Consider the following 14,092-nt stretch of genomic DNA (forward strand, 5'->3'; position numbering starts at 1 on the left):
TCTCTTCTTTGACAAGCTATGATTTTATCCTTGAAGCTCTATTTTATGAAGCATTATTATATGCATCTTCATAGAGAATTGGTATAACTGGGAAGATATAATTATTGATTAGCAAGTATATACACTATTTGTTTATAAATTAAATAACAACTTGTATTAATTGAACCATCAGAGTTTTTACTGAATATTTTTTAAACGAGTAAATATAAAATTAAATAAATATTGTGTCTTATTGAAATAATTCAAAGACGCTTCTAGTCAGGAATATTTATTTTTATGTGGAGCTTATTAAAAAGCAAAATTTGGCTGTGGCGTAACGTATTAATCACCACTCCTACAGTCACGTTTATTATAATGGCTATACGTTTTAGTGGATTTCTGCAGATTTTGGAATTAGCAGCATTAGATCGACTTTTTATGTTGCGACCGCCCGAAAGCCGCGATGAGCGCATCGTTATTGTCCAAATTGATGAAGAGGCTGTACGCAAACTAGGACACCCAATTCCTGATGGAGTACTAGCCAAAATTTTAGAGAATCTAAAGCAATATCAACCGCGCGCAATTGGACTTGATATTTATCGGGATTTACCAGTCGGTGAAGGTAATAAATCTTTGGTGAAAGTATTTGAATCCACACCAAATCTTATTGGAGTACAAAAAGTAGTTGCAAGTATAGATGGTTCTGGAGTTAATCCACCACCAGCATTAAAAAAACGCGACCAAGTAGGTGCAAATGATTTTCCTATAGATAGGGATGGTAAAATTCGCCGCAACTTATTTTACTTGGCAGATAAAAATGGCAATAACGTATTTAGCTTTTCATTTAAACTTGCTTATCTTTATCTCAATGATATCGGTGTTGAAGTTGGTCAGACAGAAGATTTTTTGATCAAAGTTGGTAAAGTAATATTTCCACCTTTTGAAGGAAATGATGGTGGTTATGTTAATACCCCAGATCAAGGTTATCAGGTTTTGATAAATTACCGTGGAGATATAGATAAGTTTCACAGGATATCTTTGATAGACGTTTTGGAGAATCGTATTAGTGAAGATTCAATACGCGGACGTATTGTTATCATAGGTTCGACAGCTTCAAGCCTGAACGATTTATTTTATACCCCTTATCGCAATAGTGTATTCTCTTCTCCCAAACGAATGGGGGGAGTTACCATTCACGCCAATACCGTAAGTCAAATACTAAGTGCTGAGTTGGACAATCGTCCTCTGATTAAAACTTGGAATCAAGTACTTGAATGGTTATGGGTATATGTCTGGTCACTAGTTGGAGCGACACTAATATGGTTACTAAGATCTAGCAAACGAAAAACAACACCTCCGAGCAGTATTGCATTAGCAGGTTTTTGTTTGTTTGCAATTAGTTATTTTTCTTTCATATATGGTTGGTGGATTCCATTTGTACCACCAATACTGGGATTATTAGCTTCTGCAGTTGGTGTAACGGCTTATTTAGCCCAAAGTGCTGGTAAAATTCGTCAAACCTTTGGGCGCTATTTGAATGATGAAGTGGTTGCTAATTTACTTGAAAGTCCTGAAGGTTTAAAACTCGGAGGTCAACGTCGGAATATAACAATCTTTACTTCTGACTTGCGAGGTTTTACTGCAACTTCGGAACGATTACCTGCAGAGGAAGTAATCAAAATTATTAATCTGTATCTGGGATACATGGCAGATATAATTACTGAGTATCAGGGAACTATTGATGAGTTTATGGGAGATGGTATTCTGGTACTTTTTGGCGCACCTACAGCCAGAGAAGACGATGCAACCAGAGCTATTGCTTGTGCTGTAGCTATGCAACAAGCAATGGAACCAGTGAATCAAAAAATGGAAGAAATGGGATTACCAAAGTTAGAAATGGGTATTGGGATTAATACTGGAGAGGTTGTAGTAGGAAATATTGGTTCAGAGAAACGTACTAAATATGGGATTGTCGGTAAGCAAGTTAACTTAACTTATCGGATTGAATCTTATACTATTGGCGGACAAATTTTTATTTCTGAATCTACTTTAAAACAAGCTGAACCAATTGTAAAAATTATTGGAGAGCGAGAAGTAAAACCAAAAGGGGTTCAAAAACCGATAACTATTTATGAAGTGGGTGGTATTGCTGGGAATTACAATCTCTATTTGAAGAAAGAAGAAGAGATATTTTCTCCCTTAGCTAAAGCAATTCCTTTTGAATATTCAGTTTTAGACGGTAAAGATATTAGTAAAACTCTCCAAACTGGGGAATTAATTCAAATTTCAGAAAATGCTGCCTTGGTTGCGATAAAACCAGATGAAGCTATTTTCATTCCTACAGCATTGACAAATATGAAAATTAATTTATTGATACCCATAAATAATATAGAAAAAAGTGGAGATATCTATGCCAAAGTTTTAGAAAAACCTGCAGAAAAAAATAGTTTTTATATTCATTTCACAAATAAACCACCTGAAGTTAGTAAGTATTTCGACTCAATTTATAAGTCTATAAAAAATCATAAGTGAATGTTATTTTTTTCAAAAATAGGGAGAAAATGGGAAGATAATTGGTTTTTGTGTGCTAGTTCGCAAGCCATAACTTACCCTACAAATACTTAATTTTATATGTCCTTTTGATCGCTAAGACCTAACGATACGCGTGAGATCATTAATGCTGGGGTAGCTTAATGCTATCTGCTAACAAAAATCAAACTGGATTCTTATCAATATCATCCTTGAGTGAATTGTTGAGTACAAGAGTTTTCTAGGGAGAAGTCAATGTACAATCGCTTTTGTTTCTTATGGGGTTTATCACTTACGCTGTCACTTGCATCAGTTGTTCGAGTTCAAGCACAATTAATACCAGATAATACTCTAGGTAAAGAAAACTCTATTGTTACTCCTATTGATTCACTCGAAAATCGGATTGATGGTGGTGCGATTCGCGGTTCAAATTTATTTCATAGCTTTCAAGAATTTAATATTGATAATAATCAAAGCGTTTATTTTAATAACCCTGGAGTAATCGCTAATATCCTGACTCGGGTAACGGGAACAAATCCGTCTTCGATTTTGGGTAAGTTAGGAGTATTGGGTGATGCAAACCTATTTTTAATTAATCCCAACGGAATCATTTTTGGTAAAGGTGCAAGTTTAGATATTTCTGGTTCATTTACAGCAAGCACTGTACCGAATATCTTGTTTGATAATGGTTGGGAATTTAGTGCGACTAACCCCCTAGCACCACCTTTACTCGAACTAGATATTACCCCTGGTTTACAATATCCACGCAATCAGCTTCAACATACTACCCTACAAGACATTACCAGTGAGGGGAATTTAACAGTTGGTGAAGATCTAAATTTTGTGGGGAGAAATTTGAATTTAACCGGACAGTTGAATGCAGGTAGAGACTTAAATTTAAAAGCGCAAAATAATTTACAAATTAGAGATACTCCGGTGGAGGATCCGCAAAACCAAGATTCAAATAGTCCCTTTATTGCTTCCGCAGGAAATAACCTATTATTACAAGGAAATCAAACTATAGATATCTTTGCGTTAAACCATCCAGATAGTGGTTTATTTTCTGGGAATGACTTACTCTTACAAAGTTCAACAGCAGTACTTGGTGATGCTCGTTATTTTAGTGGTGGAGACTTCAGAATTGAAGATTCAGATGAAAGCTTAGGAAATTTAAACAGCTTCAATGACACAATGATAAGAGCGAGTGGAGATGTCAGTTTTGATAGTTATACCGGTGCATCATTGCATATTCTAGCTGGAGGAAGTGTCAATATTACAGGTGATGTCACAATTACCGATGCAGACGGAGAAAATGGTTTAGAAGAAACAATTACTCTTTCCAGTGGGGAGAGTTTGGAAATTGATGGGACAAATCAAGCAACTTTAGATATTAGAGCAGGTACTACTGCATTTGCGAATCCAGGTGTTACAGGAAGTGAAGATTTTACATCCTTAAATCCAAACTTAGAAGGAATTTACGGCAATAGTGACATATTTATTGGTGGAAATATTAGAGTTGGAGAGAAAAATGGTTTGGTTTTTTTAACAAATCAATACAGCATTGATAGTAGTTTGAATCGTGGATATATTCAAGTTGAGGGAAATATTGATACAAGTAGCATCTCAGGTAATGGGGGAAAAATTATTTTTGATTCCCGGGGTGATATTAATACTAAGTTTGTATCATCTGCTTCTTCTTCACAGCAAGAGAATAGTGATGGAGGACTAATTAAATTTATTGCAATTGGTAATATTAACCCTGGTGAATTGGATGCTGGTAGTTCTTTTGGTCGTGGTGGTGAAATTTCCTTAGCTGCAGTTGAAAACATTAGCTTCAATGCGACCTCAGCAAATACTACTGGTAATAAAGGAAGTGGTGATATTGATATTAAAACCGGTTCTCTGATAATGACCAATGGTGCTCGACTTTCTGCTAGTACATTTGGAGAGGGAGATGCTGGTACCATCATCATTAATGCTACCGATCATATAAAGTTTGACGGGGACTCGGGAGCGTTCAGCAAAGTTAACTCTGGTGCAGTTGGTAATGCAGGGGGTATATCAGTTACTAGTGGTTCCCTAGAAATGAGCAATTTCAGCCAGTTTTATAGTCCAAGCTTGGGACAAGGAGATGCTGGAAAAATCGATATTAATGTCACTGACTCGCTCAAATTACATCGTGCTAGACTTTCTACTAGTACCCTTGGAAAAGGAGATGCTGGTACCATCATCATTAATGCTAGTTCTATATTCTTGAGTCTTAGTGGAGTATTCAGCCAAGTTAACTCTGGTGGAGTTGGTAATGCAGGTGGTATATCGGTGACTACTCGCTCCCTAGATGTGACTGATGGTGCTCAAATTGCGACTAGTATTGAAGGAAAAGGAAATGCTGGTAGAGTTGATATTATTGCTACTGATTATGCCAAGTTTGACGGCAGAATTTCTCTAGGAAACAGTGGGGTGTACAGTCGAGTAAAGTCTGGTGCTGTGGGTAATGGGGGGGGGATTTCAATTACCACTGGTTCCCTTTATGTTACTAACTATGCTCAACTCAATGCTAGTACTAATGGGAAAGGAGATGCTGGTAGTATAATAATTAATGTATCTGATTCCGTACAGTTTGCTGGCGAGAGCCGTTTATCTGTAAAAGCAAACAATGGTGAAACTGCTGGTTCAGCGACAGTGAATACCAGTCAATTAAGTGTTACTGATGGCGCACAAATAAATGTTAGTAGTCCTTTAGGTCAAGCAGGAAATTTAGAAATTACAGCAGATAATTTATTTTTAAATCGAGGTACCTTAACTGCCGAAACAGGAGTTGGAGAAAGTTCAGAAGGTGCAAATATTACCCTGACAATCAAAGATTTATTGTGGATGAAAAACAACAGTTTAATTTCTGCTGAAGCATTTGATACTGCTAATGGTGGTAATATTACGATAAATAATCCTAAAGGTTTTGTGATTGGATTACCCTTTGAAAATAGCGATATTACCGCAAACGCAAATAAAGGGAAGGGCGGTAATATTGATATTACAACTCAGAATATTTTTGGCTTAGTATTTCGCGAGCAAAAAACCCCTAAAAGTGACATTACAGCAAGTTCTCAGTTTGGTGTCAATGGACAAGTAACAGTAAACCAACTGAACATAAACCCTGCTTCTGGTTTAGTAGAATTACCATCAAATTTAGAAGAAACAACTAAAATTAAGGCTGGATGTTCTGCTTATGCAGGAAATAAGTTTATTGTCGCTGGGAAGGGTGGGTTACCACAAAGCCCCAATGATTTATTTACTGGAAAAACAACACATACTGAATTATTTGATTTGGTACTGAGTAACTCACAAGCAGAAGCTAATGTTTACTCATTAAATAGCAACTTGAGTGTTGACAAGGAAAAAAATCAAGTTCAAAACCAAAACCAAAACCAAAATCAAAATCAAATTGTGGAAGCTACAGGATTAATAGTTGACGCTGACGGTAATATGGCATTAGTTGCAAAAACGCCTGAGGTGGATTCACAATATTCCGGAATCCCTTCATTATCTTGCGATAATTTTTCAGCGTTTATCAAATAGGACTTATTCAATAAGTCTCAAATTAAATTATCTGGATGATTCTGATTCCAAATCCGATTTTTAAAATCCCTTTATATTTTTTGGGATTTCCCCCCACACTTCCCACACTTCCCTCTCTCATTCTAAAAAGGAGTATTAATCCGGATTTAGTATGATTCCCTCTCCTGGCTTTTGACTTCTTCCTTATCTATTAAATTTCCTACCAGTGATTTGTCCCATTAATTCTGAGGAGTTGTAGAGACCCGACATGTCCAGTCTCTACAGGGTTTTGTAGAAAAACAAAGCTACCACAACTAACGGGATAGATGACTAGGAACTAACTCAATATGCTTTAAATTTCTGCAGACGTAAGGCATTTGTGACAACAGAAACGGAACTAAAAGCCATTGCACCCCCAGCAATAATTGGATTAAGTAACCAACCAAAAAAGGGAAATAAAATTCCCGCAGCAATAGGAATCCCTAAAACATTATAGAAAAAGGCAAAAAAGAGGTTTTGACGGATATTTCCGATCGTGGCGTGGGAAAGTTGAATTGCAGTGACGATACCCCGTAAATCTCCAGAAATCAAAGTAATATCGCTAGCCGCGATCGCAACATCTGTTCCAGTACCAATTGCGATTCCCACATCTGCTTGTGCTAATGCTGGAGCATCGTTAATTCCATCTCCCACCATCGCCACGACTTTACCTTGTTTTTGTAATGCTTTAACTCCTTCAACTTTGCGATCGGGACGAATTTCCGCATATACGCTTTCTATCCCAACTTCACGAGCAATGGTTTCAGCTGTAGAGCGGTTATCTCCCGTAAGCATCACAACTTCTAAACCTAACTTGTGCAGTACTCTAACTGCTTCCTTAGACGTACCTTTGAGAGCATCAGTGATTCCCATTAAGGCTTCTATTTTTCTGTCTACAGCGATCCAAATTACAGTTTTTCCTTGATGAGACCAAGTATCTTTTTGTTCTTGAAGTATTTCTGTATTGATACCCTCTGATTCTAACCAGCGCAAAGTACCAATTTGTACGAATCTATCTAAAACAAATCCTTGTACCCCACTTCCTGGAACTGCGACGAAATCCTGAACATTTGTAAGTGCGACCTCTTGAGATTTAGCATATCTAACAACAGCTTCTGCTAAGGGATGTTCAGAATTAAGTTCCAGTGAAGCAGCTAAGCTCAGTATTTTTAACTCGTTACCGTTGGCTGTACCGTTTACAGTAATAAAATTAGTAACTGTAGGTTTACCTTCTGTTAAGGTACCTGTTTTATCTAAAATAACGGTTTGGATTTTGTGAGCGAGTTCTAAACTTTCTGCACCCTTAATCAAAATACCGTTTTCTGCACCCTTACCAGTTCCTACCATGATTGATGTGGGAGTTGCTAAACCTAAAGCACAGGGACAAGCAATAATCAAGACGCCAACTGTAGTAATCAAAGCTAAAGTGATATTCTTGGTTGCATAAAACCAAATAACAAAAGTCGCGATCGCAATAGTAATAACTCCAGGTACAAACCAGCCCGTAACTCGATCCGCTATCCTTTGAATTGGAGCTTTACTCCCTTGAGCTTCTTGTACTAATCGAACGATTTGCGCTAAAACCGTATCTTTACCAATTCGGGTCGCTTTAAATTTAAAACTACCGGTTTTATTAATTGTTGCACCAATAACTTCATCACCAGGCTGTTTCTTGACAGGTACGCTTTCTCCGGTCACCATTGCTTCATCTATGGTGGAAGTACCTTCTATCACTTCTCCATCGACCGGGATTTTTTCACCTGGACGAACAAGAACAATATCATCAAGTTGGACTTCTTGGATGGGAATATCTATTTCCTTCCCATTGCTAATCACACGAGCATTTCTAGGTTGTAAACCAATTAATTTCCGAATTGCTTCACTAGTTTTTCTTTTCGCACGATGCTCAAATAATCTTCCCAAAAGAATTAAGGTGATGACAACCGCTGATGTTTCGTAATATATCTGTGCATTTAAACCCTGATTGATAAAAAAGTCAGGAAATACAGTTACAAACAGGGAATAAAAAAACGCTGCACTCGTACCCAAAGCAATTAAAGTATCCATGGTCGCCATCTGACGCTTTAAAGCCTTCACAGCACCAACATAAAATCCATAACCACACCAAAACTGGATCGGGATTGTTAATATTAATTGCAACCAGGGATTATGCAACCATGGGGGAATAAAGGAAAATTCCAAACCAGTCATCATCGGTAAGGAACCAACGATTAAGATGATACCGATCGCACCTCCGACAATCAGTTTACGAATTAGATCCTGCTCGTTTGCTTTACGAACTGCTTTTTCTTCATCATTTTCTCCTGCAATCACCTCTTGTTTTTGCAGAGGATAAGCCTTGTATCCAGCAGCATCTACAGCATCTTGAATTTGCTGAATATCAGTTTTTTGGGGATTATATTTAACGGTTGCTTGTTCAATACCAAAATTAATATTACATTCACCTACCCCTGGAACCGAACTAATAGCTTGTTCTATACTGCCAGCACAGGAAGCGCAACCCATTCCCCTTAGTTTTAGCGTAAGAGTATCCATATTTAATATTTAGCTATTTAGTTAAAAGATTAAATAAAGGAAGAAAAATATGAATCAAACAATAAAATCTAATTATCTTCCCTCTTCGTTCTATCTCCCGACGCAGTCGGATCGTAAAATTTCTGGCTTTACATTAAAAAATTGGATAACCAGCATCAGCTAGAACCTGTTTTATTTTGTCTTCTGGTTTTTGAGTTTGAATATCAATTATCTTTGTTTTGGTGTCAGCTTCAACAATCGCAGTTGAATCAACTGATTGAATCGCGAATTTGATAGCGTTCACACAAGCAGAACAAGCCATATTAGGTACTTTCAGTGTTAAAGTCATAATTTTTGAGTTAGATTTACTTGGATTAAATGTTTAGTTTGTAGATTTGATGGAGTAATAAGAAGCTTAGATAACTTTTTCTAAAAAAGTTTTATCTTTACTTACTTATTACTTCATTGGTTCCCATCGCACTGCTAACATCGTAATATCATCAAATTGTGGTGCATCATCAATAAAATTGAATAAATTAGTTTTAACGCGACCGAGCAACTGGGAAGCAGAAGATGATGGTTCCTCTAAAAGTATTTGTAATCGCTTATCTGTAAATAACTGACCATCAGGATTTTTCCCTTCAGTCACCCCATCCGTATAGCCAATTAAAATGTCCCCAGATTCCAGCTGAATTTGTCCAATATTAAATTCCATACCCGGCATCATACCAACTGCTGGACCCGTAGATTTCAAAGTATGCTTAATACCAGAACAATTAACAATGAAGAGTGGTTCGTGTCCGCCATTAATATAAGTAAGTATGCCAGTTTCCGACTCTAATACTCCAAAAAACATTGTCGCAAACATACTCATTTGCCAATGATTCTTAGCTACGTATTCATTAGTTTGAGAAACAGCTTGTAAAGCTTTATAGTGAAACAAATTTGCAAATTTTGCACCAATCCATTCACCCTCAACTGGTATATTCTCTACTAGAATACTAGCTGAAATTTCTTGTAATTGATTTTGGGATGAAAATATACGTATTAAGCTACGTTTTAATGCCATAAATAAAGCTGCACCCACACCTTTATCGCATACATCAGCAATTACTAACCCTAGATGATTACTATTTATTTCGAAGGTATCATAGAAATCTCCAGCCACCTGACGAGCTGGGTGAAAGCAAGCTGCAACTTCTAGATTGGGTTTTTGAACGAGTTCGTAGGGGAGAAAATCAATCTGAATTTGTCGTCCTTTTTCTAGCTCGGCATCGAGTGCTTTAGAATATTGATCAAGTTTAGAGTAAAGGCGAGCATTTTCTAATACTAAAGCCATCTGATTAGCAGTTAGCTGCATTAGATGAGCTGTTTCTTCAGTAAAATGCTTTGGTTCTGAATGTAACAGGTTAATAATACCTAATAATTCTCCACCACTAAGAATTGGAACACTTAGAGCAGAACGCACAATATAAGGCTGATTGGGTAAAGTTAACCAGCGCTCATCATTTTCAGTATCTATAATTAATCCAACTTGGCGATTGCGAATTACCCAACCAGCTAAACCCTTGTCTAATACATTACCAATTAGATTTTTTCGCTTTTCTGGTGTCACTTCCGTGCGTGACAAAATTGCATCAGTCACCTTTCCCGCAGGGCTAAGTAAAAATAAACTACCTTTTTCTGAAGCAGTTTGTTCTGTGGCAAGATCTAATGTACTTTGCAATGCAGTTTTTAATACTTCCCCTTCAGTAGAAGAACCCGCAATAGATACTAAATTCGCTAGCAGTTTACTTTGTGCTTTGAAAGCAGCAGCTTCATTTTTGAGTTCTGCTATTTCTTGACGTAATAATTCTAATGCTGCGTCATCGACTGTTTCTGATTGATTTAGAACACCCATATTCCCCTTCAGACAGTATTTTGAACTGTTAATGTAGTTTATTTTAGTTAATTTAATTTATTCTTAAAAGAATACTTATCATCTGTTCCTTCATACTTTTTCTAGTAATAAGAATTGCTTATTCCCTGTTCTCTGCTTAAGCTTAAATTACTTTTCCCAACTACTTATCTATTTATTGGAATTTACAACAAAAATATTTCTATTTACTTCTCCCACTCGCTCATAAAAATATTTATCGACACCTTGAATTGCTAAGTATACTCCCAAACCACCCATAGAACGTTCTTCTAAAGGTTTGTTCAAATCTTTTTCTTCAACACCGATCTGTCCATATGGGTCATATCTAGCTCCAGTATCCTCCAAGGAAAGAGTTAAATTGGAATCATTAATATCAGCAAATATATCTATGTTGCCTGATAAATTAGCTTCTTCATAACCATGAGTAATGATATTAGTAGCAATTTCATCTACAGCTAAACGTAGTTTGTAAGTAGATTTTTTATCCAAGCCTGCAGATTTTGCTGCTTCAATTACATAGCTTACAATCTCTTGTAAAGAGTCTATTTTTCCGGATACACTTAATTTTTCCATAAAAGCTTTATAAATCTAATTCCTGGTTTCCAATTGTTATTTTTCCGTCAAATCTCTGCACAGATATGCTATACAACTTTTTTATGGCTGAGGAAGTAATACAACCTCTACTCAGCCCAATATTATTTTCCGCTGTGCTGGAAATATAGCGCTACCTACAAGTCATTAGTATGTCCGTAGGACGACCAAAAATTTACTACTTTAGGTTTTAGAATTCATAAATTTCCTAACCTAATTACGAGCGCTACAAGTAAATATGAATAGCTTCAAGCTACACAGCTTCTAGTTGCTCTTCATCGTATTGGTCTAACAAAAATACACTTTTGTCAAAGCCAGTTTTTTTAATGGTATCTAATACCATTTCTTGAGTACCAACCATATAAATATCAACACCAGTACCCATTTTTTGTTTAGCAAATATCAGCATCCGCAACCCAGCACTCGCCATATATTCTAAACCTTCCATTATTAGAACCAAGCGTTTTGGCTCTTGAGCAGCAGCTTCCTCTAATTTTGCTTTTAACTGTGGTGCAGTGCTTGCATCCAACTCTCCCTGCATGGTAATTTTTGCAACGTTATTATTTGTTTCTAAAAATGCATCGAAAGTCATAACTATCCTATTAGTAATTGAATTACTTGAAACTATTAGTCTGTCACATTAACTATGAGGTCTTGTAGAGACGTACCATGGTACGTCTCTACGGGGTTTTGACGATAAATAAACCCGTCATAATTAACGAAATAAACCAACTTTTGGAAATATAAAAGTAGTTGAAAATAGAAAGGTTAAAGCAACACCTTATACTTATTCACTACATCTACTTACCGACCAAGATTACTACAGAGCGATCACCGAGCAGCAACCCCGATTGATTTTCCAATACCGGTTCTTTACCAGGTTCCCAACTATCGTGGGGTGAAGTTGCTCCAGTATTAGCAAAGACACGCCATTTCATACCTGGGTGTAACCCAGGAAGTCCAAACCAATGGGCTTCCCAATGCATATTCATTGCTACATAGATGTAGCTATCTTCAGCAGTTCCTTGCTTGGCGTGTTTCCCACACAGCATAAAAGCTAGAGTAAGACTCGAATCTGACCAGTCTGCATCCCAAGCCTGGGTACCATGCCATGTAATATCTGCATAGCCACTACCCATATAGTCACAGTTACGGAAATGCCATTGGTTTCTTAGTACTGGATGTGCTTTACGAAAGGCAATACAGTGTTTAAAGAACTTGAATAAATCTGCATTTTTTTCTAGCAGGTTCCAATCTAACCAGTTTAATTCATTGTCATGACAATAGGTATTATTATTGCCATATTTAGTCCGACCGATCTCATCACCCATGAGAATCATCGGTACTCCCTGGCTAACCATTAGAATTGCCACTGCATTTTTGATTTGCCGACGGCGTAAGGTGTTAATACCAAAGTCATCCGTTGGACCTTCCCAACCACAGTTCCAACTGTCATTGTCATTGGTACCATCGTTATTGTTTTCCCCATTAGCCTCATTATGTTTTCCGTCATAGGAAACCATATCCATCAGGGTAAAACCATCATGCGCCGTGATAAAGTTGATTGATGTTGCAGGTGCTCTACCAGACCACGCATATAGATCGGGAGAACCTTGAAGGCGTTGAGCTACATCTCCAACGTTACCATCTCCCTTTAAAAACTTACGAATTCCATCCCGGTACTTACCATTCCATTCCGCCCAGCGTCCATAAGCAGGGAAAGAGCCAACTTGATATAAGCCACCTGCATCCCAAGCTTCAGCAATTAATTTACATTTAGCCAGAATTGGGTCAAAAGCCAAAGATTCGAGTAAGGGTGGATTTGCTAAAGGTGCACCCCAAGGATCGCGTCCTAAAATAGCTGCTAAGTCAAATCTAAATCCATCAATATGATATTCTGCAGCCCAGTAGCGCAAACAATCAAGCACTATTCCTCGCACAACTGGATTGTTGCAGTTGAGAGTATTACCAGTACCGCTAAAGTTATAGTAATATCCCTCCGGAGTCAGCATATAGTAGGTTTTATTATCAATTCCCCGGAAAGAAATTGTTGGACCGCGTTCGTTACCTTCGGCTGTATGGTTGAAAACTACATCTAGAATGACTTCAATACCATTCTTATGTAGTTCCTTAATCAGGGTTTTCAACTCATCAACCTGCATCCCAAATTTGCCTGTAGCTGCATAACCAGCTTTGGGAGCAAAAAACCCAACGGTACTATAACCCCAGTAGTTTAACAGCATTTCCCCTGTTTGGGGATTGGGACGGCTATTCTCAAACTCATCAAATTCATAAATCGGCATCAATTCTACAGCATTGACACCTAATTCTTTCAGGTAAGGAATTTTGTCTCGGATACCTGCGAATGTTCCTTGATGCTTTTCCTTAATTCCAGAAGAAGGATGACGGGTAAAGCTCCTAACATGCATTTCATAGATGATTTGGTCTTCCGGTGGGATTTCCAAAGGACGGTCATTTTCCCAGTCAAAATCATCAAAAACAATTTTGCCCCGATGATGATAGATATCATTCCAATCAGGGGTAACTCCCCAAACGTCCCTACCGCCAATCACTTTGGCATAAGGATCCATGAGAATTTTGCTCTTATCAAACCAATGACCTTCCTGAAAGTTATTTGGTCCATCCATGCGATAGCCGTATTCTAGATTTTCGTAATCCAGGTCAAATACGGTCATGCAGTAGACATTACCAATGGTAAACTCTTCAGGAAAAGGAATTTCTACCAGTGGCTCTTTAGCATGCTTCTCAAACAGAACTAAAGTACAAGATGTGGCGTAACTGGAAAAAATTGAGAAATTAACGCCTCCAGGTACTAAATTAGCACCAAAAGGAGATGGTTTGCCGCAGCGTAATTTGTAACCTTTGTAGGTATGGGTTGGATGAACATCAATACGTTCCATTACTATTAGTCCTTATACTCCCATG

The 14,092-nt window shown here is 37.4% G+C and carries 8 protein-coding genes; 2 read left to right on the forward strand and 6 right to left on the reverse strand.

The window, feature by feature from the left end:
- Positions 1–276: 276 nt before the first annotated feature.
- Positions 277–2,511, forward strand: a complete 2,235-nt coding sequence (locus BC008_RS24420) for a CHASE2 domain-containing protein (RefSeq protein ID WP_027846786.1) — start codon at positions 277–279, stop codon at positions 2,509–2,511.
- 252 nt (positions 2,512–2,763) lie between these two features.
- A complete protein-coding gene (locus BC008_RS24425) occupies positions 2,764–6,084 on the forward strand; it encodes a two-partner secretion domain-containing protein (protein WP_058183954.1) in 3,321 nt (1,106 codons plus the stop codon).
- A 321-nt stretch (positions 6,085–6,405) separates the two neighbouring features.
- On the opposite strand, the gene BC008_RS24430 is transcribed toward BC008_RS24425, so the two are convergent.
- The 6 genes from BC008_RS24430 to glgX all read right to left on the reverse strand — a co-directional run bounded on the left by BC008_RS24430 (position 6,406) and on the right by glgX (position 14,067).
- Positions 6,406–8,658: a heavy metal translocating P-type ATPase gene (locus tag BC008_RS24430; RefSeq protein ID WP_072207763.1), complete on the reverse strand. Its 2,253-nt coding sequence runs from the start codon at positions 8,656–8,658 to the stop codon at positions 6,406–6,408.
- Positions 8,659–8,791: 133 nt separating this feature from the next.
- Positions 8,792–8,986: a heavy-metal-associated domain-containing protein gene (locus BC008_RS24435; protein ID WP_027844788.1), complete on the reverse strand. Its 195-nt coding sequence runs from the start codon at positions 8,984–8,986 to the stop codon at positions 8,792–8,794.
- A 108-nt stretch (positions 8,987–9,094) separates the two neighbouring features.
- Entirely contained in the window at positions 9,095–10,537 is a 1,443-nt protein-coding gene (locus BC008_RS24440) for a GAF domain-containing SpoIIE family protein phosphatase (protein WP_027844789.1), read from the reverse strand.
- Positions 10,538–10,705: 168 nt separating this feature from the next.
- Positions 10,706–11,128 carry an ATP-binding protein gene (locus BC008_RS24445; RefSeq protein ID WP_027844790.1) on the reverse strand — a complete coding sequence of 141 codons (423 nt, stop codon included), beginning with the start codon at positions 11,126–11,128 and terminating at the stop codon, positions 10,706–10,708.
- 271 nt (positions 11,129–11,399) lie between these two features.
- On the reverse strand, positions 11,400–11,738 hold the full coding sequence (locus BC008_RS24450) for an anti-sigma factor antagonist (RefSeq protein ID WP_027844791.1): 339 nt from the start codon (positions 11,736–11,738) through the stop codon (positions 11,400–11,402).
- Between the two features lie 208 nt (positions 11,739–11,946).
- A complete protein-coding gene (gene glgX / locus BC008_RS24455) occupies positions 11,947–14,067 on the reverse strand; it encodes a glycogen debranching protein GlgX (protein ID WP_027844792.1) in 2,121 nt (706 codons plus the stop codon).
- Positions 14,068–14,092: the final 25 nt, after the last annotated feature.

It is taken from the genome of Mastigocoleus testarum BC008 (assembly GCF_001456025.1).
Classification (GTDB): domain Bacteria; phylum Cyanobacteriota; class Cyanobacteriia; order Cyanobacteriales; family Nostocaceae; genus Mastigocoleus; species Mastigocoleus testarum.